The 22,935-nt window shown below is 68.4% G+C and carries 29 protein-coding genes and 1 other RNA gene; 22 read left to right on the top strand and 8 right to left on the bottom strand.

Features of this window, described 5'->3' with window-relative positions:
* Nucleotides 1-46: 46 nt before the first annotated feature.
* The 5 genes from miaA (at nucleotide 47) to VGN45_RS07315 (ending at nucleotide 3,146) form a co-directional block, all read left to right on the top strand.
* Nucleotides 47-916, top strand: a complete 870-nt coding sequence (gene miaA, locus VGN45_RS07335; RefSeq protein WP_327460871.1) for a tRNA (adenosine(37)-N6)-dimethylallyltransferase MiaA — start codon at nucleotides 47-49, stop codon at nucleotides 914-916.
* Nucleotides 917-927: 11 nt separating this feature from the next.
* Nucleotides 928-1,290: a transfer-messenger RNA gene (gene ssrA, locus VGN45_RS07330) on the top strand.
* 81 nt (nucleotides 1,291-1,371) lie between these two features.
* Complete coding sequence (locus tag VGN45_RS07325; protein ID WP_327460869.1) at nucleotides 1,372-1,842, top strand: SspB family protein; 471 nt, start codon at nucleotides 1,372-1,374, stop codon at nucleotides 1,840-1,842.
* 76 nt (nucleotides 1,843-1,918) lie between these two features.
* The gene (locus VGN45_RS07320; RefSeq protein ID WP_327460867.1) at nucleotides 1,919-2,677 is read left to right on the top strand and encodes a C13 family peptidase; all 759 of its coding nucleotides are present in this window, start codon (nucleotides 1,919-1,921) and stop codon (nucleotides 2,675-2,677) included.
* A 64-nt stretch (nucleotides 2,678-2,741) separates the two neighbouring features.
* Nucleotides 2,742-3,146: a GFA family protein gene (locus tag VGN45_RS07315; protein WP_327460864.1), complete on the top strand. Its 405-nt coding sequence runs from the start codon at nucleotides 2,742-2,744 to the stop codon at nucleotides 3,144-3,146.
* Here the strand turns inward: VGN45_RS07315 and VGN45_RS07310 are convergent.
* Together VGN45_RS07310 and VGN45_RS07305 are read right to left on the bottom strand one after the other, a co-directional pair.
* The gene (locus VGN45_RS07310; protein ID WP_327460862.1) at nucleotides 3,122-3,496 is read right to left on the bottom strand and encodes a RusA family crossover junction endodeoxyribonuclease; all 375 of its coding nucleotides are present in this window, start codon (nucleotides 3,494-3,496) and stop codon (nucleotides 3,122-3,124) included. The two genes, VGN45_RS07315 and VGN45_RS07310, sit on opposite strands and share 25 nt — an antisense overlap.
* Complete coding sequence (locus VGN45_RS07305) at nucleotides 3,493-4,101, bottom strand: peptidylprolyl isomerase (RefSeq protein ID WP_327460860.1); 609 nt, start codon at nucleotides 4,099-4,101, stop codon at nucleotides 3,493-3,495. The genes VGN45_RS07310 and VGN45_RS07305 overlap by 4 nt, the downstream gene beginning before the upstream one ends.
* A gap of 83 nt (nucleotides 4,102-4,184) precedes the next feature.
* On the opposite strand from VGN45_RS07305, the gene fumC reads away from it, so the two are divergent.
* The 4 genes from fumC to VGN45_RS07285 are packed head-to-tail and all read left to right on the top strand — an operon-like array spanning nucleotide 4,185 to nucleotide 6,881.
* Nucleotides 4,185-5,576: a class II fumarate hydratase gene (fumC, locus tag VGN45_RS07300; protein ID WP_327460858.1), complete on the top strand. Its 1,392-nt coding sequence runs from the start codon at nucleotides 4,185-4,187 to the stop codon at nucleotides 5,574-5,576.
* 23 nt (nucleotides 5,577-5,599) lie between these two features.
* A complete protein-coding gene (locus VGN45_RS07295; RefSeq protein WP_327460856.1) occupies nucleotides 5,600-5,848 on the top strand; it encodes a type II toxin-antitoxin system CcdA family antitoxin in 249 nt (82 codons plus the stop codon).
* A gap of 11 nt (nucleotides 5,849-5,859) precedes the next feature.
* Nucleotides 5,860-6,153 (top strand): CcdB family protein, encoded by a 294-nt coding sequence (locus tag VGN45_RS07290; RefSeq protein ID WP_327460854.1) that lies wholly within the window; start codon nucleotides 5,860-5,862, stop codon nucleotides 6,151-6,153.
* The gene (locus VGN45_RS07285; protein WP_327460852.1) at nucleotides 6,153-6,881 is read left to right on the top strand and encodes an AAA family ATPase; all 729 of its coding nucleotides are present in this window, start codon (nucleotides 6,153-6,155) and stop codon (nucleotides 6,879-6,881) included. The genes VGN45_RS07290 and VGN45_RS07285 overlap by 1 nt, the downstream gene beginning before the upstream one ends.
* A 4-nt stretch (nucleotides 6,882-6,885) precedes the next feature.
* Here VGN45_RS07285 and VGN45_RS07280 read toward each other — a convergent pair whose 3' ends face one another.
* Nucleotides 6,886-7,278 (bottom strand): YccF domain-containing protein, encoded by a 393-nt coding sequence (locus VGN45_RS07280; RefSeq protein WP_327460850.1) that lies wholly within the window; start codon nucleotides 7,276-7,278, stop codon nucleotides 6,886-6,888.
* Nucleotides 7,279-7,382: 104 nt separating this feature from the next.
* On the opposite strand from VGN45_RS07280, the gene VGN45_RS07275 reads away from it, so the two are divergent.
* Nucleotides 7,383-7,583, top strand: a complete 201-nt coding sequence (locus VGN45_RS07275) for a DUF4169 family protein (protein ID WP_327460848.1) — start codon at nucleotides 7,383-7,385, stop codon at nucleotides 7,581-7,583.
* Nucleotides 7,573-7,752, top strand: coding sequence for a hypothetical protein (locus VGN45_RS07270; protein ID WP_327460846.1), 180 nt, complete (start codon nucleotides 7,573-7,575; stop codon nucleotides 7,750-7,752). The genes VGN45_RS07275 and VGN45_RS07270 overlap by 11 nt, the downstream gene beginning before the upstream one ends.
* 4 nt (nucleotides 7,753-7,756) lie before the next feature.
* Here the strand turns inward: VGN45_RS07270 and VGN45_RS07265 are convergent, their stop codons facing one another.
* Nucleotides 7,757-8,701, bottom strand: coding sequence for a DMT family transporter (locus VGN45_RS07265; protein WP_327460844.1), 945 nt, complete (start codon nucleotides 8,699-8,701; stop codon nucleotides 7,757-7,759).
* Nucleotides 8,702-8,826: 125 nt separating this feature from the next.
* On the opposite strand from VGN45_RS07265, the gene VGN45_RS07260 reads away from it, so the two are divergent.
* Together VGN45_RS07260 and VGN45_RS07255 are read left to right on the top strand one after the other, a co-directional pair.
* Entirely contained in the window at nucleotides 8,827-9,051 is a 225-nt protein-coding gene (locus tag VGN45_RS07260) for a ribbon-helix-helix domain-containing protein (protein WP_414643403.1), read from the top strand.
* A 49-nt stretch (nucleotides 9,052-9,100) separates the two neighbouring features.
* The gene (locus VGN45_RS07255; RefSeq protein ID WP_327460842.1) at nucleotides 9,101-9,820 is read left to right on the top strand and encodes an SIMPL domain-containing protein; all 720 of its coding nucleotides are present in this window, start codon (nucleotides 9,101-9,103) and stop codon (nucleotides 9,818-9,820) included.
* A 4-nt stretch (nucleotides 9,821-9,824) separates the two neighbouring features.
* On the opposite strand, the gene VGN45_RS07250 is transcribed toward VGN45_RS07255, so the two are convergent.
* Together VGN45_RS07250 and VGN45_RS07245 are read right to left on the bottom strand one after the other, a co-directional pair.
* The gene (locus VGN45_RS07250) at nucleotides 9,825-10,145 is read right to left on the bottom strand and encodes a hypothetical protein (RefSeq protein WP_327460839.1); all 321 of its coding nucleotides are present in this window, start codon (nucleotides 10,143-10,145) and stop codon (nucleotides 9,825-9,827) included.
* Between the two features lie 3 nt (nucleotides 10,146-10,148).
* Nucleotides 10,149-10,343: a hypothetical protein gene (locus VGN45_RS07245; protein WP_327460837.1), complete on the bottom strand. Its 195-nt coding sequence runs from the start codon at nucleotides 10,341-10,343 to the stop codon at nucleotides 10,149-10,151.
* Nucleotides 10,344-10,469: 126 nt separating this feature from the next.
* Here VGN45_RS07245 and VGN45_RS07240 point away from each other — a divergent pair, with 126 nt between their 5' ends.
* A complete protein-coding gene (locus VGN45_RS07240; protein WP_327460835.1) occupies nucleotides 10,470-12,788 on the top strand; it encodes an ATP-dependent helicase in 2,319 nt (772 codons plus the stop codon).
* Here the strand turns inward: VGN45_RS07240 and VGN45_RS07235 are convergent, their stop codons facing one another.
* Complete coding sequence (locus VGN45_RS07235) at nucleotides 12,789-13,568, bottom strand: hypothetical protein (RefSeq protein ID WP_327460833.1); 780 nt, start codon at nucleotides 13,566-13,568, stop codon at nucleotides 12,789-12,791. It lies immediately after the preceding gene.
* Between the two features lie 104 nt (nucleotides 13,569-13,672).
* Between VGN45_RS07235 and VGN45_RS07230 the strand changes: the two genes are divergently transcribed.
* The 8 genes from VGN45_RS07230 (at nucleotide 13,673) to alr (ending at nucleotide 21,624) form a co-directional block, all read left to right on the top strand.
* Nucleotides 13,673-15,070, top strand: coding sequence for an O-antigen ligase family protein (locus VGN45_RS07230; RefSeq protein ID WP_327460831.1), 1,398 nt, complete (start codon nucleotides 13,673-13,675; stop codon nucleotides 15,068-15,070).
* A complete protein-coding gene (locus tag VGN45_RS07225; RefSeq protein WP_327460829.1) occupies nucleotides 14,982-17,060 on the top strand; it encodes a DNA topoisomerase IV subunit B in 2,079 nt (692 codons plus the stop codon). Before VGN45_RS07230 ends, VGN45_RS07225 begins: the two co-directional genes overlap by 89 nt.
* Nucleotides 17,061-17,237: 177 nt before the next feature.
* On the top strand, nucleotides 17,238-17,630 hold the full coding sequence (rpsF, locus tag VGN45_RS07220; RefSeq protein ID WP_327460827.1) for a 30S ribosomal protein S6: 393 nt from the start codon (nucleotides 17,238-17,240) through the stop codon (nucleotides 17,628-17,630).
* A gap of 11 nt (nucleotides 17,631-17,641) precedes the next feature.
* Complete coding sequence (gene rpsR / locus VGN45_RS07215) at nucleotides 17,642-17,917, top strand: 30S ribosomal protein S18 (protein WP_327460825.1); 276 nt, start codon at nucleotides 17,642-17,644, stop codon at nucleotides 17,915-17,917.
* A 1-nt stretch (nucleotide 17,918) separates the two neighbouring features.
* On the top strand, nucleotides 17,919-18,500 hold the full coding sequence (rplI, locus tag VGN45_RS07210) for a 50S ribosomal protein L9 (RefSeq protein WP_327460823.1): 582 nt from the start codon (nucleotides 17,919-17,921) through the stop codon (nucleotides 18,498-18,500).
* 115 nt (nucleotides 18,501-18,615) lie between these two features.
* The gene (locus tag VGN45_RS07205; RefSeq protein ID WP_327460821.1) at nucleotides 18,616-18,984 is read left to right on the top strand and encodes a hypothetical protein; all 369 of its coding nucleotides are present in this window, start codon (nucleotides 18,616-18,618) and stop codon (nucleotides 18,982-18,984) included.
* 91 nt (nucleotides 18,985-19,075) lie between these two features.
* Entirely contained in the window at nucleotides 19,076-20,557 is a 1,482-nt protein-coding gene (locus VGN45_RS07200) for a replicative DNA helicase (RefSeq protein WP_327460819.1), read from the top strand.
* A gap of 32 nt (nucleotides 20,558-20,589) precedes the next feature.
* Complete coding sequence (alr, locus tag VGN45_RS07195; protein WP_327460817.1) at nucleotides 20,590-21,624, top strand: alanine racemase; 1,035 nt, start codon at nucleotides 20,590-20,592, stop codon at nucleotides 21,622-21,624.
* Here alr and VGN45_RS07190 read toward each other — a convergent pair whose 3' ends face one another.
* Nucleotides 21,625-22,935, bottom strand: a complete 1,311-nt coding sequence (locus VGN45_RS07190) for a dicarboxylate/amino acid:cation symporter (RefSeq protein ID WP_327460815.1) — start codon at nucleotides 22,933-22,935, stop codon at nucleotides 21,625-21,627.

Below are 22,935 nucleotides of genomic sequence, written 5' to 3'. Positions count from 1 at the left end.
CGTCTAGCGCTTTCCCCGCGACGGCGGGAGGGGCTAAGCCGTCGCCATGCCCGCCCCCCTCGTCACCCTGATCGCCGGCCCGACGGCCTCGGGCAAGTCGGCCCTCGCGCTCGAGCGCGCGCAGGAGACCGGGGCGGTGATCGTCAACGCCGACAGTCAGCAGCTTTACGCCGACCTGCGCGTGCTGACCGCCCGGCCGTCGCCGGAGGACCAGACGCTGGCCGAGCATCGCCTGTATGGCGTCGCGGACGCCGCCGACGCCTGGTCCGTCGGTCGCTGGGCCCGCTCGGTCGCGCCCCTGCTGGACGAGTTGAAGGCGCAGGATCGCCACGCCCTGATCGTCGGCGGCACCGGTCTGTATTTCACCGCCCTGACCAAGGGCATCGCCGACATTCCGGACGTGCCCATCGCCGCGCGCGAAGCGACGCAGGAGGCTTACGACTTCCTGGGCGAGGACGCCTTCCGCGCGCGCCTGGCGGAGCGCGATCCCCGTGCGGCGGCCACCATCGCGCCGAGCGACCGTCAGCGCCTGACCCGCGCCCTGGCCGTGGCTGAGACCACTGGACGGGCCCTCACCGACTGGCAGGCCGAAACCCGGCCGCTTCTTTCTCCCGACGGCTACGATCGGCTGGTGATCGAACCGGATCGCGCGGCGCTTTACGACCGCTGCGACCGCCGCGTGACCCTGATGGTCGAACAGGGCGCCCTGGACGAGGTGCGCGCCCTGATGCGCCGCCGCCTTGACCCCGACCTGCCTGCGATGAAGGCCGTCGGCGTCCGGGACTTCGAGGCGCATCTCAAGGGCAAGGTCGCGCTTGAAGACGCCATGGACGCCGTCCGTCAGGCCACCCGCAACTACGCCAAGCGCCAACTGACCTGGTTCCGAAACCAGGCGCCGGACTGGCCGCGCGCGTGAGCGCGACGCCCGCTATTGGAACCTTAAGCCGCTGAACCTATATTCCTCCTGTTCGGGTTCGCCCGGACTATGGCGATAAACGTGCCTGCAATAAGCGGACCGGACCCGGGTGCGATTCCCGGCGGCTCCACCAATCTCCCCTTCGTCATCAAAGGGGCGCGCGGGGCCGACCAGCATCGACGGACGTGTAAAGAGGTTGCTTTCGCCCGTCCTGGCCCACCGTATCGGGCCTTTGACTAACTGCGAACGATAACTTCGCTGGAGAAGTCGCTCTCGCCGCGTAAGCGGTTCGGGTGATTTCGAACACTTAAGTCCTCGGGGTTCAGATCCCGGGGCGGGGCTCCCCGGGCGCCTGGCAACAGAAGCCCGGGACTTTCTCCCCCCATTGCCGCTCTCTTGCGCTTCCTTCGTCGGGCGCGGCCCGCTATGTCGTGCGCATCCCAGCCGAGGTGAGCATGGCCGACCAGACCCCGCCGGTCGACGAGATGAACTATGAGGGCCTGGCCCAGGACGCCCTGCGCGGCGTGATCCGGGCCGCGTTGGAACGCGCCGCTCTGCCCGAAGGCATTCCGGGCGCCCACCATTTCTACATCACCTTCGTGACCCGGGCCCCGGGCGTCGCCCTGCCGCCGGACATCCTGGCCAAGTACCCGGAGGAGATGACCGTCGTCCTGCAGCACCAGTATTGGGATCTGGCGGTCGAGCCGGACCGATTCACCGTCATGCTGAAGTTCGGCGGCCTGCCCAAGGTCATGACCGTGCCTTATGCGGCGGTCACCCGCTTCTATGATCCGTCGGTGCAGTTCATCCTGCAGTTCGAAGCGCCGGCCGCCGCGCCGGAGCCGGAGCCCGAACCCGCGCCGCCGCCGCCGGCCGGGGACGACGGGCCCAAGGTCGTGTCGCTGGACCAATTCCGTAAGAAATAGGGCCGTCAGGTTCGGGCGGCTTGACCCCCGCCCCCGCGTCGCGATCAATGGTCCCGGAAGCTGAAGGGGCCGTTTAATGATCCGCACGTTCGCCGTCGCCGCCGTCGCCGCATTGACGCTCTCAGCCTGCGCCACCGCGCCCGCTGCTCAGGGACCGCGCAGCCCCTTCGACGGCTGGGCCGGCGCCGTGGTCGCCGCCGACTGGCGCACCAGCCGCGGCGAGCCCATCGTCGCCTTCGACAACTCCCGTCGCGACCTTACGGCGTCCTTCCTGGAAGAGGGCTTCGAGCGTCGGCACTTCGTCGACTACACATTGCGCCCCACCGCGTCGGACGCCGCCACGGGCGCTCAGGTGCTGGCCGGCATCGGCGAGGCGGCCCGCCGCGCCACGGTCGGGTGTTTTCTGTATTTCACCTCGCACGGCAACACGCGCGGCATCACCTGGGGGACCGAGGGTCAGCTGAGTCCCACCCGCATGGGCCAGCTGGTCGACGAATGGTGCGGCGAGCGCCCGACCGTGGTCGTCGTCTCCGCCTGCTTCTCCGGCGTTTTCATCCCGGAGCTGCAAGGCCCCAACCGCATGATCATGACCGCCGCCCGCCGCGACCGCTCGTCGTTCGGTTGCAGTCAGGACGCCGTCTACCCCTATTTCGACGGCTGCGTGCTCGAGAGCCTGCCGAACGCGACGGACTTCATCAACCTGGCCGAGATGACCCGCGCCTGCGTGTCGCGACGAGAGACCGCCGAGGGCCTGCGCCCGGCGTCCGAGCCCCAGGTCTTCGTCGGCGGCGACATCCGGCCGCTGCTGACGACGACCTACGCCTTCCGCGGCTGATCTTCCGGTCTTGACGCCGCCGTCGTGAGGCGTGAACATAGACGGAACATTCAGGGAGGTCGGCATGCCCGAGGGCGGATGTCACTGCGGCGCCGTGCGCTATTCGATGCCGGTCGAGGTCGCGCACCACGCGCTGTGCCACTGCGTCGACTGTCGCAAATGCGCGGGGGCGCCGGCCGTGGCCTGGGCTCTGGCGCCTACCGATCAGGTGAAGATCACCGGCCGGACGACCGAGTACGCTTCGTCGGAAAACGGCCGTCGGCACTTCTGCCCGACATGCGGGACCGGCCTGTTCTACACCAACGCCGAGATCTTCCCCGGCCTGACCGATGTGCAGAGCGCGACGCTGGACGATCCGGATTCCATTCCGCTGCAGGGCCAGATCCAGACGGCGGAGCGCATCGGCTGGATGGCCGACCTGCATCACCGGCCCAGCTTCGAGCGCTATCCCCCGATGCCCGACGGCTGACGCGGGTGGACGCGGATCGTGATCCGCTCGCGCTCGCCTTCGTGCCGCTCGACCAGCAGGCGCGCCACCTGGGCGTCGTCGTGGAACAGATACCCTTTGATGGCGTCCAGCAGGGCCTTCGCCAGATTGTCGAGGTCCATCCACGGCGGATCGCCGACGTGCTCCATCACGATCTCGACGGAATAGTCGCCGTAGGAGGGGCGTGACCCGCGCCACTCCTTGCGCATGAACTCATAGACCAGCGGCTTGTAGTATTTCGCCTGGGTGGTCAGGCCCTCGATGGTGATCTCCACCGCTTCGCCGACCTCGCGCGCGCGGACCTTACCCGTCCCGATCCAGCCGGCGGTCAAGCGGCGCAGACCGCGGGCGGGGGCGCAAGCATGACGGCCGCACTGATGCGCACCGGCGGCGTCAGCGCCTCCTGACCGTCTGTCGGGCGCATCTGGATGTCCCGCGCGACCTCCAGCCCGACCACGACGTGGCCGAAGACGCCGAAACCCTGACCGTCCGGATTACGCCCGCCGCCGAAGTCCAGCGACGGCGTGTCCCGCGTCACGATGAAGAAGCTGGTCGTCGCCGTGTCCGGCCCGTCCCGCGCCATCGACACGGCTCCGGCCACGTGCCGCAGTCCGGTGACGGACGTCCGCTCCAGAGGAATGGCCGGACGCAGGGCGTCGTCGGATCCGCGCGGCGTCGCGGCCTGGATGACGTCGATCGGGTTGGGATTGGCGTTGGTCGCCGCCACGACGGAGCGAAAGAAGCTGCCGTGACCGTAGTCGCCATACTGGACGTTGCGCGCGAAGTTGCAGGCCGTGATCGGCGCGCGGCCATAGTCCAGATCGAGGATCATCACCCCCGCGTCCGTGTCCAGCAGCACATCGTGCGCGGCGTCCTGCGCCACAGCCGACGGCGCCGCCGCAAGCAGCGCCACAACCCCCAAGATCACGCCCCGCATCGCCCGCGCTCCGCCTTGTCCGACCATCCCTCCGTGCTACACCCCCGCGCACCTTTCCGTCACGCCTGAAGAGCCCGCCGACCATGACCGCCCACCGCACCGAGACCGACACCTTCGGCCCCATCGAGGTCGCCGACGACCGCTACTGGGGGGCCCAGGCGCAACGGTCGCTGGGGAACTTCAAGATCGGCTGGGAGAAACAGCCTGTGCCGATCGTGCGGGCGCTGGGCATCGTCAAGCGCGCGGCGGCCGAGACCAACATGGCGCTGGGTCGGCTCGATCCCGCGATCGGCAAGGCGATCATCCAGGCCGCCGACGAGGTCATCGAGGGCAAGCTGAACGACCACTTCCCTTTGGTGGTCTGGCAGACGGGCTCGGGCACCCAATCCAACATGAACGCCAATGAGGTGATCTCGAACCGGGCGATCGAACTGCTGGGCGGCGAGATGGGGTCGAAGAAACCCGTCCACCCCAACGACCACGTCAACATGAGCCAGTCGTCCAACGACACCTATCCCACGGCCATGCACGTCGCCTGCGCCGAGGAGGTGACGCACCGCCTGCTGCCGGCGCTGGCCAAGCTGCGGAACGCGCTGAACGACAAGGCCGAGGCGTGGAAGGGCATCATCAAGATCGGCCGCACCCACACCCAGGATGCCACGCCTCTGACGCTGGGTCAGGAGTTCTCGGGCTACGTTCAGCAGGTAACCAAGGGCATCGAACGCATCGAAAGCACCCTGCCCGACCTGATGCAGCTGGCCCAGGGCGGTACGGCCGTCGGCACCGGCCTGAACGCGCCCATCGGCTTCGCGGAAGGCGTGGCCGAGAAGATCGCCCAGATCACCGGTCTGAACTTCACCACGGCCCCGAACAAGTTCGAGGCCCTGGCCGCCCACGACGCCATGGTGTTCAGCCACGGGGCGATCAACACGGTCGCGGCCAGCCTATTCAAGATCGCCAACGACATCCGCTTTTTGGGGTCCGGCCCGCGTTCGGGACTGGGTGAATTGGCCCTGCCGGAGAACGAGCCGGGGTCGTCGATCATGCCCGGCAAGGTCAATCCGACCCAATGCGAGGCCCTGACCCAGGTCTGCGTCCAGGTGTTCGGCAACCACGCCGCCCTAACCTTCGCGGGGTCGCAGGGGCATTTCGAGCTGAACGTCTTCAACCCGGTGATGGCCTACAACTTCCTTCAGTCGGTGCGGCTGCTGTCCGACGCGGCGGTGTCGTTCACGGAGAACTGCGTCGTCGGCATCGAGCCCCGGATCGACAATATCGAACGCGGCCTGAACAACTCCCTGATGCTGGTCACGGCCCTGAATGGCAGGCTGGGCTATGACGCCTGCGCCAAGATCGCCAAGACGGCGCACAGGAACGGCACGACGCTGCGCCAGGAGGCGGTCGGCGGCGGCTATCTGACCGACGCGGAGTTCGACGAGGCCGTGCGGCCCGAGAAGATGATCTCGCCGGGGTGAGGGTTTCGCGGTAGGCTGCGCCCATGGGCAAAATCGAACCCAACTTCGGCATCGACCCCGAACTGATCGAACAGGCCAGGGCCCTGGGAATATCCACCGCCGGCATGGACGAGCGCGCATTGCGGCTGCACCTGCAAAAGGTCGATCCCACCGGGGCCGAGACACGGGCGAAACGCTGGGCCCAAGAGAACGCCGAGGCGATCGCCGATCACAATCGCCGCATCGCGGAGCGCGGATTGCTGTCCGACTACATCCGGCCTCGCTGGCTTTGAAACAGTTCGATGTGTTCGAGAACCCCGCGTCGGGCGCGCGGCACTACGCTCCCTATGTCGTGGTCCTGTCGTCGCATCTGCTGATGGACTTCGACGACGCGGTCGTCGCTCCCTTGGTGAACGACGCCACCCGGCTGGTTTCCGATCTGGAAATCGCGGTCGACCTGTCCGGCGAAGCCCTTACCTTGGTCGTCGTGGAGCTGTCGACGCTCCGGGCAGGTGAACTCCGGCGGCGTGTCGCCTCCCTTAGAAACCAAGAATTCGAGATCCGCCGCGCGCTCGACCGCTTGTTCACCGGCTTCTGATGACGGCGCTCGACCGCCCCTACTGGATCGAGGCGCGGTTCGAGCGGCGGGAGGGATGGGACGACGGCGTCTATCCGTTCAGCCTCCCGGCCGTCCGCGGCCTGCACAGCCTGACCTTCCATCCGAACGTCACCTTCCTGGTCGGCGAGAACGGGTCGGGCAAGTCCACGTTGATCGAGGCCTTGGCCGTGGCCTGGGGGTTCAACCCCGAAGGCGGCGGGCGCGAGCATCGCTTCGGCACCCGCGACAGCCACTCGCCCCTGCATCGGTTCGTGCGTCCCGTCCGCTCGCCCGCGCGGGTTCAGGACGGTTTCTTTCTCAGGGCGGAGAGTTTCTTCACGACAGCCAGCTATCTCGAGGCCGCCGGGGCCCAGCGCTACGGCGACCGCGGCCTGCATGAGCAGTCGCACGGAGAGAGCTTCTTCGCCCTGTTCGAAAACCGCTTCATCGGCGACGGACTCTACATCCTGGATGAGCCGGAGGCGGCGCTGTCGCCCAGCCGCCAATTGTCGTTCCTGGCCAAGATGCATGAACTGGTGCTGGCCCGCTCGCAGCTGATCGTCGCCACTCACTCGCCGATCATCCTCGGCTACCCGAACGCCTGGATTTATCAGGTCTCCGAGCATGGGGTGGACCGGATCGAGTACGAAGACACCGACCACTATCAGGTCACGCGCAACTTCCTGCTGCGTCGCGAGATGATGCTGGACGTCCTGATGAAGGACTGATCCCTCACTTGTCCCGGATCGTCCGTCCCACCGGCGCCAGCGCCAACTTGGCCAGTTCCAGGTCCTTCAGGGCGAAGGGGATGCCGATGATGGTGATCGCCTCGAAGAAGGCGGCGATCAGATGGGTCAGGGCGATCCACCAGCCGGCGAAGACGAACCAGATCACGTTCAGCACCGTGCCCAGCGGGCCGCGCCCGGGGTCGACGCCGTCGTCGGTCCGCCAGACCACCTCGCGCCCGAAAGGCCAGAAGGTGTAGGCGGCGATGCGCCAGGCGGCGAAGGTCCACGGCAGGCCGACGATCGTCAGCGCCAGGATCGCCCCGCCGATCAGCCAGCCGATGCCGGCGATCAGGCCGCCGAAGATGAGCCACAGGACGTTCAGGATCAGCGCGATCAACTCGGTCTCCTCATGCGGACCCCGATGGCCCGCACTGGACGAATACGATCACGCCCCACACGGTTGCAGTGAATTCGCGGACACTTTGGTCTAGATTTCGCCGCATGGCCGAGATCGTGAACTTCAACAAGGCGAAGAAGGCGCGCGACAAGGCGGCGGCGAAGGCGCAGGCCGTTCAGAACCGCGCCGCGCATGGCCGCCCCAAGGCGGAGACGCAGCAGAGCCTGCTGGAACGCCTCGCCCGTGAGCGCGCCCTGGACGGACACCGTCGTGACCGCGACCCGGAGCGACCCGATGGCGACTGATCCCCGCAAGGACCCGCGCATCGTCCACGGCCTGATCCCCCTGATGGCCGTGCTACGGAAGAAGCGCTTCCTGGAGGCTCAGCGCCGGCGCGAGGCCGCCGAGGTCCCTCTGCCCGAAGGCGCCGACGAAGAACCGCGGCCGAAGAAGAGGCGAGGCTGGATCTGGTGACCGCTCAGGCGGCCTTGGCCCGCGCCGCGCGGATCATGAGCGCCTGCCCGGCGATCACGACCGCCAGGCCGACCAGGGCCCATATCCCGAACCGCGCGTTCTCGAACGTCACCGACACCAGCATGGCGATCGGCGGCGTCAGGGCCGAAATGTAGCTGGCCAAGGCATAGCCGCGAGTGCGGGCGATCCAGAAATAGACCACGAAGGCCACGACCGAGCCCAGCACGGCCAGATAGACCAGCGAGATCAGATAGCCCGCCGTCGGCTCGACCCGGAACTCGGCTCCCGTGGCCAGGCCCCAGATCGCCAGCATCGCCGTGCCGTAGGCCATGGCCCAGGCCGTGGAGGCCAGCAGCGGCGCTCCGGCTCTTTGCGCCCGCCAGGCGAACAGGTTGCCGAACGCCGAACTGGTCACCGCGATCACGGCGAAGCCGATGCCCAGCGCCGCCTGCGGGCCCAGTCTCGCGCTCAGCAGTTCCGATCCCGACAGCACCGCGACCCCGACCACGCCCAGCGCCGCCCCGGCCCACGACAAGGCGTGCGCCTTCTGCCGCTCGGCCACGCGGAACAGGCTCAGGTTCAGGAAGGCCAGCGCCGCGAAGATCACCGCCACGATGGCCGACGGCACGTGCTGCTCGGACTGATAGGTGAAGGCATAGGAGACGGCGAAGGTGAACGCTCCCTGCCCCGCGGCCTCCAGATGCTGGCGCCGGCCCAACCCCATCGGCTGCCGCGCGATCCCGATGCCGGCGAACAGCACCAGCGCGGCCAGACCGAACCGCCATGTGACGGACACGATCGGCTCAACGACACCGAGCTGCCAGGTGATCCCGTACCAGGTCGTGCCCCATATGACCGCGCACAGGCCTACGGCCCCTATGGCGATCAGGGTCGCCTTGGGCAGACGCGGCGCGCGGACGGGGTCCAGCTTGTCGGACAGGGAGGTCATGATCCGGGACATGCGCCCGCGCGGCCGGACCGGCAACCTGGATCGGCGGACGCCCGGCACAAGCCTGCCTTATGTCTGATCGGACAGGGCTTTCGCCGTCGGCCGTCGGTGCTAAATCCATCGACATGCTCCGCAAGCGCTCCATCCTGTTGTCCGGCCACGCCACGTCCGTGGCGCTGGAGCCCGAGTTCTGGGCGGTTCTGGACGTCGTCGCAGCCGAGATGGCGCTGCCGCTTTCCGGTCTGATGAAGCGCGTCGACGAACGCCGCGGCCGCACGCCGCTTGCCTCGGCCTGTCGTCTGCTGGCGTTGGCCTGGGCCTCCGGCGATCGACGTTTCGTGGACGATTGACGGCGACGACTTTCGGGCGCTCTCTCGGCGGGTCTGGGGGAGACTGACCATGCCGACCGATCCACGCCTGCTTCCCGCGCTCGCCGTCGGCGGCGCCATCGCCGTCGGAACCGCCGTCGCCGGCGGTCTGATCGGCCAGGGACTGGTCAACGCGCGCGTCGGCGACCGCACCGTCACCGTCCGCGGCTTGGCCGAGCGCGACGTGCGCGCCGACCTCGCCGTCCTGCCGCTGAAGTTCGCGGCGTCCGGCGACGTGCTGGGCGACGTTCAGGCCCGGATCGACGCAGATCTGGTCACGGTGCGCCGGTTCCTGGCGGCGCAGGGCTATCCGGCCGAGGCGGTGACCCTGGGTCAGCTGTCGGTCGCCGACACCCAGTCGCGCGAGTGGGGCAGCCCGCAGGGCGGTCCTCGCTTCATCCTCAGTCAGACCGTCGTGGTCCGCACGTCGGACGTCGCGCGCGTCCAGACCACCAGCCGCGCCCTCAGCGAATTGGTGCGTCAGGGCGTGGTGCTTCAGGACTATGCCGGTCCGACCTACGTCTTCACCGGCCTGAACAAGGTGCGGCCGGAGATGATCGGCCAGGCGACGACGGCCGCGCGCACCGGCGCCCAGCGCTTCGCCCAGGACTCGGGCGCGTCGCTGGGGCCGATCCGCCAGGCGACGCAGGGATCGTTCGAGATTCTGGCCCGGGATGAGATCGACGCGGAGACCTCGACCCCGGACAAGAAGGTGCGGGTCGTCACGACCATCACCTACGGCCTGCGCTGACCGTTCAGCCCTGCGGCGCGGTCGGCGGCTCCACCGTCGGCAATTCGGGCGCCTCCGGCAGCTTGGGCTCCGGCAGGTCCGGCATGCTGGGCGCGGGCACGTCCACGTCGAGGTCTACGTTGGTTTCGTCCGGCGCGGTCATTCCGCCGCCGTTGAACAGCACGACCGCGACGATGATCAGCACCACCACGATCCCGCCGATCAGAAAGGCCAGCCAGCCGCCGCCTCCCCCGCCGCCGCTCGAAGGCGGCGGATTGTTGATCGTGGTGTGATGCACGACCTCGGGCCGGTCGTCGCGGGGCGGGGGGACGTTGGGATCGGTCATGGATCAGTTCCCGCCGGGAACCGCCGGGGCCGAAACCTCCGGCAGGTCGACGTCGACGTTGACCTCCTTGGTCTCGCCGCCCATGCCGCCGCGGGCGAAGACGAAGTAGGCCACGATGGCCAGCACGACCACGACCGCGCCGACGATGAAGGCCAGGCCGGTGTTGCCGCCGCCGCTGCTGTTGGACTGTTCCGCCATGGGGTGTCTCCCTCCAGATGTTGACTGTCCGCCGTAACGGCAGGGGACGGCCACGGTTCCCCGGCAGCCCGGCGCGGGCTTTCGGCTGACTTTTGCCGTCGTGCTCCTTATGTTCCGGGGGCTCGCATGACCGATTCCGCCCCCCGCATCTCCGACCTCGCCCGCGCCCGCCCGCCCGAGGGTGCGCCCTCCGACTGGCTGGCCGGCCTCAATCCCGAGCAGCGCGAGGCGGTGGAGACGACCGAGGGGCCGGTGCTGGTGCTCGCCGGCGCCGGCACCGGCAAGACGCGCGTCCTGACCACCCGGCTGGCGCACATCCTGGCCACCGGTCGCGCCCGGCCGTGGGAGCTGCTGGCCGTCACCTTCACCAACAAGGCCGCGCGCGAGATGCGCGAGCGGATCACCCATCTGATCGGCCCCTCGGCCGAGGGGCTGCGCTGGCTGGGCACCTTCCACTCCATCGCCGCGCAGATCCTGCGCCGCCACGCCGAACTGGTCGGGCTGAAGTCGACCTTCACCATCCTGGACACGGACGATCAGGAGCGGCTGCTGAAGCAGGTGCTGGAGGCGGAGAACGTCGACGTGAAGCGCTGGACGCCCCGCTCGTTCGCCGGCGTGATCGACGGATGGAAGAACCGCGGCTGGCCCCCCGAGAAGCTGCCGCCGGGCGAGGACTTCGCCGCCGGCAAGGGGCAGAAGCTGTACGGCCTCTATCAGGCGCGGCTGCGCACGCTGAACGCCTGCGACTTCGGCGACCTGCTGCTGCACAACCTGACGATCCTGTCGCAACATGCGGACGTGGCTGAGGAATATCGAAGACGGTTCCGCTACATCCTTGTGGACGAGTACCAGGACACCAACGTGGCCCAGTACCTGTGGCTGCGCCTGCTGACGTCGTCGGACGGCAACGTCTGCTGCGTGGGCGACGACGACCAGTCGATCTATGGCTGGCGCGGCGCGGAGGTGGACAACATCCTGCGCTTCGAACGCGACTTCCCCGGCGCGAAGATCGTCAAGCTGGAGCGCAACTACCGCTCCACCCGCCACATCCTCGGCGCGGCGTCCGGCCTGATCGCCGCCAACAAGGGTCGGCTGGGCAAGACGCTGTGGACCGAGGACGACAGCGGCGAGAAGGTGCGGGTGCGCGGCGTCTGGGACGGCGAGGCCGAGGCCCGACTGATCGCCGACGAGATCGAGACCACGCGTCGAACCGGCTTGAACTACAAGGACATGGCCGTTCTGGTTCGCGCGTCGTTTCAGATGCGGGCGTTCGAGGAACGCTTCGTCATGCTGGCCATCCCCTATCAGGTCATCGGCGGCCCGCGCTTCTTCGAACGCGCCGAGATCCGCGACGCCCACGCCTATCTGCGCCTGATCCTGTCGGAAGACGACGACCTGGCGTTCGAGCGCATCGTCAACGTGCCCAAGCGCGGCATCGGGGACACCAGCGTGCAGAAGATCCTGCACATGGCCCGCCTGTCCGGCGTCTCGGCCATGACGGCGGTGCGCGAGCTGATCACGTCCGACGAACTGCAGGCCCGCACGCGCACGGCCCTGGCCGGCTTCGTGCGCGATCTGGACCGCTGGCGGGCGCTGGCGCAGGACACGCCGCACTGGACCCTGACCGAGACCATCCTGGAGGAGAGCGGGTACACGGAGATGCAGAAGGCCGACCGCACCTCGGGGCAGACGCGTCTGGAGAACCTGAAGGAGCTGGTGCAGTCGATGCAGGGCTTCGACAGCCTGCTGGCCTATCTGGAGCACGTGTCGCTGGTGCTCGATCTGGACCGGGGCGCGGGCGAGGACGCGGTGCAGGTCATGACCCTGCACGGAGCCAAGGGGCTGGAGTTCCCGCTGGTCTTCCTGCCAGGGTGGGAGGAAGGCGTCTTCCCGAGCCAGCGCAGCATCGACGAAAAGGGCGAGAAGGGCCTGGAGGAGGAGCGGCGCCTCGCCTACGTCGGCGTCACCCGCGCCAAGCGCGACGCCCGCATCTCCTTCGCCGCCAACCGCCTGGTCTACGGCCGCTGGACCAGCCAGCTGCCCAGCCGCTTCGTCGACGAACTGCCCATCGACCACGTCGAGCCCGAGAGCGAGACCGGCTACTACGGCGCCTCCGCCGGCCTGAAAGAGGCCAAGAGCCGCTGGGACGAAGCGCCCAGCTTCGGCAGCGGCTATTCCAGCCCCGGCTGGAAGCGCGGCCAGGCCTTCGCCGCCGCCCGCCAGCCCACCGACCGCCCCGCCCGCCAGGCCCTGATCGAGGGCGACGGCCGCCTGATCGCGACCGCCGACCCCAAGGCCGCCTCCGGCTGGACCCGCGGCACACGCGTGTTCCACCAGAAGTTCGGCTACGGTCTCGTGAAGGCGGTGGAGGGCAACAAGCTGGTGGTGGCCTTCGACAAGGCGGGAGAGAAGAAGGTCATCGACACGTTTGTGGAGCGGGCGTGATTAGTCGGACTCTTTGTTCACCTCGGCGATCCTTTCGAAGAGGGCAGTGAGAAACGGATCGCCCGACTCGCCTCCATCACCATGAACCCGCTCCTCGATCCGAGCAGCAACCCTATTGATCAACAGGTCGCCCCCGGCCAACTCATCGATTTCTCGGGTTGCTAAATGCCTGATGTATTGAAAATCGACCGCGTCGTGGGCGAACTTCTGGCGGAGCAGCCGGTGTCGGTCTTCACGCGACAGGGACGGCACGTCTGTCCACCCTCGCGGAAGCCCCAGTGACTCCTCGGCCTCGTCTAAAGAGATGCCGATGGCGTCTAACCCTTGTGGAGAGGCTAAGCTCCGGGTCGGGCAGACTAACAGCGGGAATGTCTGCTCAACTTCGATTACCAATGCTGCCGTCAAAGCTAGGTGCTCCGTGCAGCATGCGCATGCGTCACGGTTGACTAGCGCTTCGGGGACAGGGTCGATATGGCCAGCAAACCGATAGGTCCACTGAACCTGCCCTTCTTTAAACAGTGCCCCACCTGTCATTGAGACGGCTCCTCGGTGAAGCGAGAAGTTCCTCAGACTAAAGAAAAACTCCACAGTCGGCACGCTTTGAAACGCCGAAAAGCGCTCCTTCCACCATCTCCGAAACGTCGGACCAGTCGGCTTCAGTTCCGCTCCAATAAGTTCTGGAACGGCCCGACAAGCCGCCAAAAAGGCGTTCATTTCGTACTGGAAGTTTGTGGAATCTGCTTCCCGCATTCGATCGATGAAGTAGTCAGCCTCACGCAAGCGTTCCTCGACCCGCAATAGGCTTGGGATGCTAGGGCGAGGCATTCGCCGACGATCTGCCATCGGACCACGATACGTTAACGGGATGGGTCGATTTTGGGACCGTGGCGACCCTGCGTCTAGACATCAACGGCGCTCCCGAGCCCGCCCCCGCGTGGTGGGAGACGGCGGCGTGCGTCTTCATCCTGTTCATGCTGACCGGCGCCCTGATCGGGCCGATCTTCGCCCCGACGCAGGAGGAGACGCCGATCCTGCGGCTGGCCTGGCTGCCGGTGTATGCGATGACGGCGGGCCTGCTGCTGTACCGGATCGACCGCCTGTGGCGCGCCTGGCCGGCCATGGTGGCCATCGGCCTGCTGGTGCTGTGGGCCTGGGCCTCGAAATACTGGTCGTTGTTCCCCGAGGTGACCTCCCGCCGCGCCGTCGCCCTGGCCATCTCCTGCGGTTTCGCCCTCTACCTCGGCGCGGCCTTCCGCGGCCCGCACCTGCCGCGCCTGCTGATGCGGACCGGCCTGATCATGGCGGTCGGCAGCCTGATCATGGTCTTCGCCTTCCCCGCCTATGGCGTGCACCAGGCCGACAACGCCGGCCTGTGGCGCGGGCTCTGGTATGAGAAGAACCAGATGGGCGCGGTGATGGTGATCGTCGCCACAGCCTCGGCCGCCTGCCTGGCCTCACCCGATCGCCGGCGCCTGATCCCCGCCCTCGCGCTGGTGCTGGCCTCGGCGCTGGTGCTGGCGACGCAGTCCAAGACGTCGCTGCTGTGCCTCGTGCTGGGCGTCGGCGTGATCGCCGGCTGCTGGACCATGCGTCAGGGCGGCGCCGCCTTCGCCGTCTTCGCCGTCTGGGCCGGCGTCGCCGCCGCCGGCGCAGGCTTCCTGATCTGGGACAGCCACTCGGTCGAAATCCTCGAAGTCTTGGGCAAGGACCCGTCCCTGACCGGCCGCACCGAGATCTGGCAGGCGCTGATGACCCGCGTGGCCGAACGCCCCTGGACCGGCTGGGGCTACGGCGCCTTCTGGGAGCGCGACAGCGTCCCGGCCGACTGGATCCGCGTCGAGACCGGCTGGCTGGTGCCCAATGCCCACCACGGCTGGATCGACGTCCTCGTCCAGCTGGGCTGGCCCGGCGCCCTGATGGTCGGCGGCATGGCGGTCTTCGCCGTCGCCGCCTCCGTCCTGCGCTCCGGCCGCGCAGGGGTGCAGGAGGGCTGGTGGGCGCTGGGCTTCCTCGCCGCCTTCCTGATGCTCAGCCTGTCCGAGAGCATCCTCATGGCGCACCAGGGCCTGCCCTGGGTGCTGTTCCTGGCCGTCGTGACCCGCGCCGTCCTGCCCGATTCCGTCCCCGTCTCGCTTGCCGACGACCCGCGCGGGGTCTACCGGAGCCGTCCCCGAATCGTCCCATCATCGGTCCATGTCGTCCGCCCTGCCGTCCCTGTTCGATCTGCCCGAGCCAGAGCCCCGGCCGGAGCCCGCGCCGGCGGTCAAGCCCGCCGCGCCTGAACCTGTGCCCGCGCCGCAGGCTCTGTCGAAGCCGGCGCCCGCGATCGTGGACGCCGGCTATTCCGCGAGCTCCATCGAGGTGCTGGAGGGGCTGGAGCCCGTCCGCAAGCGCCCCGGCATGTACATCGGCGGCACCGACGAGCGCGCCCTGCACCACCTGTTCGCCGAGGTGCTGGACAACGCCATGGACGAGGCGGTGGCCCGCCATGCGAAGCTGATCACGGTCGATCTGGACGCCGACGGCTTCCTGACCGTGCGCGACGACGGCCGCGGCATTCCGGTCGACCCGCACCCGAAACACCCCGGCAAGTCGGCGCTGGAGGTGGTCATGACCGTGCTCCACTCCGGCGGCAAGTTCTCCGGAAAAGCCTATGAAACCTCTGGCGGTTTGCACGGTGTGGGCGTGTCGGTCGTCAACGCCCTGTCCGACCGGCTGGACGTGACCGTCTGGCGCGACGGCTTCGAATGGACCCAGTCCTTCAGCCGCGGCCATTCGCTGGGCCCGATCCAGCAAGTGGCCCCGTCCAAGAAGCGCGGCACCCGCATCCGCTTCCGCCCGGACGAGGAGATCTTCGGCCACGGCGCGGCGTTCAAGCCCGCCCGTCTGTTCCGCATGACGCGGTCCAAGGCCTATCTGTTCCGCGGCGTCGAAATCCGCTGGACCTGCGCGCCCGAACGCATCACCGACGCCACCCCGGCCGAGGCTGTCCTGCACTTCCCCGGCGGCCTGGCCGACGCCCTGGCCGACCGCATCGGCGACGTCGAGACCGTCACCCCCGCCTTCGCCGGCCGCGTCGAACGCAAGGGCGAGGCCGGCGCCGTGGAATGGGCCGTGACCTGGACCCCGGCGGGCTTCGGCGAGGCCGACGGCTTCGTCTCGTCCTACTGCAACACCGTCGCCACGCCGGACGGCGGCACGCACGAGGCGGGCTTCCGCGCCGCGCTGGTCAAGGGGCTGAAGGCCTATGGCGAGCTGATCAAGGAGAAGCGGGCCGAGATCGTCACGGCCGAGGACGTCATCGCCAACGCCGGCGCACTGATCAGCGTCTTCATCCGCAATCCCGAATTCCAGGGCCAGACCAAGGACCGGCTGTCCTCGCCCGAGGGCGCGCGGCTGGTCGAACAGCTGATCCGCGACCCGCTGGACCACTGGCTGACCGAAAGCCCGAAACAGGCCAACACCCTGCTCGGCTTCGTCATCGAGCGCGCCGAGGACCGCCTGCGTCGCCGCAAGGACAAGGAGGTCCAGCGCGCCTCGGCCACCCGCAAGCTGCGCCTGCCGGGCAAGCTGGCCGACTGCACCCGTCAGGGCGCTGACGGCACGGAGCTGTTCATCGTCGAAGGCGACTCCGCCGGCGGCTCGGCCAAACAGGCCCGCGACCGCGCCACCCAGGCGATCCTGCCCCTGCGCGGCAAGATACTGAACGTGGCCTCGGCCACGGCGGACAAGCTGCGCGCCAACGTCGAGCTGTCCGACCTGACGCTGGCCCTGGGCGTCCATCCGGGCGCGCGGTTCAACATCGACGACCTGCGCTACGAACGCGTGGTCATCATGACCGACGCCGACGTCGACGGCGCCCACATCGCCGCGCTGCTGATCACCTATTTCCACCGGGTCATGCCCGACGTGATCCGTCAGGGGCGACTGTTCATGGCCCTGCCGCCGCTCTACCGCATCCAGGCCGGCGCCCTGTCGGAATACGCGCGCGACGACGCCCACCGCGACGAGCTGCTGGCCACGACGTTCAAGGGCAAGAAGGTCGAGATCGGCCGCTTCAAGGGCCTGGGCGAGATGATGGCGTCCCAGCTGAAGGACACCACCATGAACCCGAAGACCCGCACCCTGGCGCGGGTCACGGTGCCCGACGACGTCACGGACCTGGCGGACGTCGAGGATCTGGTCGAGCGCCTGATGGGCAAGAAGGCCGACGCCCGCTTCCGCTTCATCCAGGACAACGCCCGCTTCGTGAAGGAAGAGCTGGACGTCTGACGACCGGCGGCCTTGCTCACCCTGCCCTTTTCCCCTATAGGCCGCTGCTTTCCAGGGCTTCGGTCCCGGGCGCGGACCACCAAAGGATCAGGAAGTCGTCCTGATCGCCGCTTCGGGAACCATCGTGGACGGACTTGCCCGGTCCGGTCGCGCCGACGCCCCCCATGGGAGACTGCCATGGCTCTTTACGAGCACACGGTCATGTCGCGCCAGGACATCAGCGCGCAACAGGCCGAAGCCCTCAACGACACCATCAAGGACCTGATCGAGCAAGGCGGCGGTTCCGTCGCCAAAATCGAGTACTGGGGCCTGCGCAACCTGACCTATCGGGTCAAGAAGAACCGCAAGGCGCACTACTCCCTGCTCGCCGTCGACGCCCCTCCGGCCGCCATGGCCGAGGTCGAGCGTCAGCTGTCCATCAACGAAGACGTCCTGCGCTGGCTGACGGTCAAGGTCGACGAGCTCGACCTGGAGCTGTCGCCCCTGCTGGCCCGCCGCGAGCGCGAGCGCGAACGCGAGCGTGAACGCACGCCGCGCGAAGACGCCGTCGACGCCGACGTCTCGGAATAAGGATCCCGATCATGACCGACACCACCCGTCCCGTCCCCGGCGCGCCCGTCAGCGCCGGCCCCGCCCGCCGCGCCTTCCAGCGCCGCCGCAAGGTCTGCCCGTTCTCCGGCGCCGGCGCCCCGAAGATCGACTACAAGGACGTGAAGCTGCTGCAGCGCTACATCAGCGAGCGCGGCAAGATCGTCCCGTCGCGGATCACCGCGGTGTCCCAGAAGAAGCAGCGCGAGCTGGCCAAGGCCATCAAGCGCGCCCGCTTCCTCGCCCTCCTGCCGTATGTGGTGAAGTAAGATGAAGGTCGTTCTGCTCGAACGCGTCGAGAACCTCGGCGCCATCGGCGACGTCGTGTCCGTCAAGGACGGCTTCGCCCGCAACTTCCTGCTGCCGCGCGACAAGGCTCGTCGCGCCACCAGCGCCAACCTCAAGGCCTTCGAAGTCGAGCGCGCCGCCATCGAGGCCCGCAACGAGAAGAACAAGGCCGAGGCCCGGAAGATCGCCGACAAGATCGACGGCCAGACCTACGTCATGATCCGCCAGGCCGGCGAAACCGGCCAGCTCTACGGATCGGTCGCCGGCCGCGACGTCGCCGAAGCCGTCCAGGCCTCGGGGACCAAGGTCGAGCGTTCGCAGGTCGTGCTGAACACGGCGATCAAGACCCTGGGCGTCCACGAAGTGCCGGTCCGCCTGCACGCCGAGGTCTCCGCCGTGGTCAAGATCAACATCGCCCGGTCGGAAGACGAGGCCGAGCGTCAGGCGCGCGGCGAGGACGTCATCGCCTCGCAGTTCTCCGACGAACGCGCCGCCGCCGAAGAAGCGGCCGCGGACATGCTCGCCGGCGGCGCCGGTCAGCAGGAAACCTACGAACCGGCCTGATCGCCCGTTCAGTCCGCATCAGGAAGGCGCGTCGGATCCGTCCGGCGCGCCTTTTTCATGCGCCTCATTTCCGCCGCCGCGAACGGCTGAGCTCGCGGCGTCAGGGGAGCTCGTCATGATCCGTTTCGCCGCCTTCGCCGCCGCGCTGGCGCTTGCCGGTTCCGCCGCCGCCCAGTCGGCCATGACCCTCGAAGACTTCACCGTGCGGGCCAACCGCATCCCGCTGAACGCCACCGCCATGCTCAACCCGGACGCCCACCGCCTGAAGGGCGAGGCGGAACGCGCCTTCCGCACCGTGGGACAGGAGATCCGCGACGCCCGGGCGGCAGGCCGGACGCCGGCCGCCTGTCCGCCCGCCCGCCTCAGCCTGAACCCGCGCCAGCTGCTGGACTATTTCAACGGCATCCCGGCCGAGCGCCGCCGCCGCATGACGGTGACCGACGGCGTTCGCGCTTGGCTGGTTTCGCGGCACCCCTGCCGCTGACGCGCATCCACAGGCGCGGCCGGTCCGCCCCCAAGGGATCGGGCGACCGATCCTGACGTGACGCCATGGCACGGGTAAACCTCGGTCCCCCATGGACGCCATATCGCCCATCACGCCCGAGCTTCCGGCCATCGCTGCGCCGCCCCACAATCTGGAGGCGGAGCAGGCGCTGCTGGGCGCGCTGATGTTCGACAACGGCGTGTTCGAGCGCCTGTCCGACCGATTGAAGGGCTCGCATTTCCACGAGCCTTTCCATCAGCGGCTCTATGAGGCGATCGAGGACCACGTCCGTCAGGGCCTGCTGGCCGACCCCACCGTGCTGATGGAACGCTTCAAGCAGGATCCGGCCTTCCAGCAGCTGGGCGGCGTCCGCTATCTGGCCGACCTCGTCGACCGCGCGCCGCCTGCGGCCAATGCGCCGGACTATGCCCGCATCGTCTACGACCTGGCCCTGCGCCGCGAGCTGATCCGCATCGGCGGCGACATCATGCGCGAGGCGCCGGATCCGCAGACCGCGGCGATGGACCAGATCGAGCAGGCCGAACAGTCGCTCTACAGTCTGGCCGAAACGGGCAAGCCTTCGTCCGGATTCGTCGGCTTCTCGACCGCGCTCGCCGGCGCCGTGCAGATGGCGGCCGAAGCCTATCAGCGCGACGGCAAGCTGGCGGGACTGGCCACCCATCTGGACGACCTCGACCAGAAGCTGGGCGGCCTGCACAAGTCCGACCTGCTGATCCTCGCCGGCCGGCCCTCGATGGGGAAGACGTCGCTGGCCACCAACATCGCCTTCAACATCGCGCGCAACTATCGCTACGAGCCCACGCCGGAAGGGCGCAAGACGGTCGACGGCGGCGTCGTCGCCTTTTTCTCGCTGGAAATGAGCGCCGAACAGCTGGCCATGCGCATTCTGGCCGATGCGTCCGGCGTGCCGTCCGACAAGCTGCGCAAGGGCGAGATCGACGCCGTCGACTATGGACGTCTGCGCGACGCCGCCGTCGAGATCGGCGAGGCGCCCCTGTTCATCGACGCCACCGGCGGCCTGGCCATGTCCAAGTTGGCCGCCCGCGCCCGCCGTCTGAAGCGCATGGAGCATGGGCTCGACGTCATCATCGTCGACTACCTCCAGCTGATCACCACGGGCGACGCCGGCGGCCAGAAGAACCGCGTGCAGGAAGTGTCGGAGATCACCGGCGGCCTCAAGGCGCTGGCCAAGGAGCTGAACGTCCCGGTCATCGCCCTGTCCCAGCTGTCGCGTCAGGTCGAAAGCCGGGACGACAAGCGGCCTCAGCTGTCCGACCTGCGTGAGTCGGGCTCGATCGAGCAGGACGCCGACTGCGTCATGTTCGTGTACCGCGAGAGCTACTACAAGGAACGGACCGAGCCCCAGGAAGGCAGCCCCGAACACCTCCAGTGGCAGGAGGACATGGACCGCCTGCGCAACATGGCCGAGGTCATCATCGGCAAGCAGCGTCACGGCCCGATCGGCACCGTCCGCCTCAGCTTCGACGCCGACACCACCCGCTTCGGCAACCTGGCGCGTGACGCCCGGTGGGACAATTCCCGCTACGAATAGCGACGCCTTCGCAGGTGCGGCATAAGGGGGTGATGAGCCTCGCCCGCCTGACCGTCGACCTGGACGCCCTCGCCGCCAACTTCCGCACGCTGGAGGCCGTGTCCGGCGTCCCGGCGCATCCCGTCGTGAAGGCCGACGCCTACGGCCTGGGCGCGGTGGAGGTGGCCCGCCGCCTGATGGACGAAGGCGCCCGCACCTTCTTCGTGGCCCGTGTTTCAGAGGGCGAGGTTCTGCGCAGATTCCTCGGCGACGCCCCCGACGTCTATGTTCTCGACGGGTGCGCTCCCGGACGCGCGGCACGCCTGATGACGGCCGGTCTGAAGCCCGTCCTGAACGCCCCGGAGCAAGCCGCCGAGTGGCGCGCGGCCGGCGGGAAGGCCTGCGGTCTTCAGATCGACACGGGCATGAACCGTCTCGGCTTCCGCCCCGAGGAAGTGCCGGAGCCCTTCGAGGGCCTGGATCTGGTCCTCAGCCACCTGGCCTGCGCGGACGAACCCGATCATCCGATGAACCGCGTTCAGCGCGACGCCTTCGCCGCCGCGGCGACCCGATACCCCGGCGCGGTCCGCTCCTTCGCCAACTCCGGCGGCTGCTTCCTGGGCCCCGACCACGCCTTCGACGCCGTGCGGCCGGGGATCTGCCTCTACGGCGGCGGGCCGGAGGGACGTCCCGATCCCCGCATCCGGCCGGTGGCGACCTTCGCCGCCGAGGTGCTTCAGGTCCGCGACGTCCAAGCCGGCGAAAGCGTCGGCTACTCACGCGGCTTCGTGGCCGAGCGGTCGATGCGCGTCGCGACGATCGGCGCCGGCTATGCCGACGGCGTCCTGCGCTCCAACAGCCCCACTGGACGGGTGGCGGTGGCCGGTCAGTTGAGGCCGATCCTCGGACGCGTCTCGATGGACGTGCTGGCCGTCGACGTCACCGGCCTCGACGTCGCGCCGGGCGACGCGGTCGAGCTGTTCGGGCCCAACCGGATGCTGGACGACGCGGCGTGCGCCGCCGGAACGGTGGCGTGGGAACTGCTGACCTCGGTCGGCGGCCGGGTCGAGCGCCGCCACGTCGGCTGATCAGACGGCCGGGGCCGTCGGCGGCTTGGCGTCGGCCGGCACGACGGCGTCGCTCTCGCCGCGCGACACGACCGTCGCCGCGACCAGATCGCCAGTCACGTTCAGGGTCGTCCGGCACATGTCGAGGAAACGATCGACGCCCAGGATCAGGCCGATGCCCTCCGCCGGCACGCCCACCATGACCAGGATCAGAGCGATGACCGGCAGCGATCCGGCCGGAACGCCGGCCGTGCCGATGCCGCCCAGGATGCACACCAGCATCACCACCAGCTGTTGCTGCAGGCTCAGATCGACGCCGAAGAACTGGGCCAGGAACAGCACCGTCACGCCCTCGAACAGGGCGGTGCCGTTCTGGTTCGCCGTGGCGCCCACCGTCAGCACGAAGCGCGAGATGCGCTTGGGCAACTTCAGCTTCTCTTCCGCCGCTTTCAGGGCGATCGGCAGGGTGGCGTTGGACGAGGCGGTGGAGAAGGCGACGACGAACGGTTCCTTGACCCCGTTGGCGAACTTCAATGGATTCATGCCGCCGAAGATCAGGACCAGCAGCGGATAGACGACGAACATGTGGATCGCCATCGCGCCGATGGCCACGCCGGCATAGGCGCCCAGCCGCACCAGCACGTCCCAGCCGAACACCGCCGCCAGATTGAACATCAGCGCCGCGATGGCGATGGGCGCCAGCCGGATCACGAGGTTGATGAGCTTCATCATGACCTCGAACAGCCCCTGCAGCGTCTCCTGCAGGCGGTCGGTCGCGGGCGACTTGGCCATGACCATGCCGATGCCGAAGATCAGGGCGAAGACCATGACCGGCAGGATCTGGTTCTCGGCTGCCGCCGTCACGACGTTGGACGGGATCATGTCCAGAAAGAACTGGCCCGCCTCGATCGACTTGGGCGCCTTGTCGACGATGCCGGCGGCCCCTTCGGCCCCGTCGGCCAGAAGCTGCTGCGCCAGGGCGGGGTCCACGCCCACGCCCGGCTGGAAATAGTTGACCATGCCCAGGCCGATGCCCACCGCGATGGCCGAGACCAGGATGGTGAACAGCAGCGTCTTCAGACCGACCCGGCCCAGCGACTTCAAGTCGCCCATCTCGGCCACGCCGACGGCCAGGGCCGCGAACAGCAGCGGCAGGACCAGCATGAACAGCAGGCGCAGGAAGATCTGACCGACCGCCTGGATGATGTCCATCACCCAGGGCAGCACCTCCAGGCCGTTCTGGTTGACGTACAATCCGCCCGCCAGACCCCCGACGAAGCCCAGCAACATCCAGACGTAGAGCGGAATTCCGCCGCGCTTGACCGTGTCCAT

This window comes from Brevundimonas sp. (assembly GCF_035999125.1).
Lineage (GTDB): Bacteria > Pseudomonadota > Alphaproteobacteria > Caulobacterales > Caulobacteraceae > Brevundimonas.
This window is presented reverse-complemented; position numbering and strand designations above follow the sequence as displayed.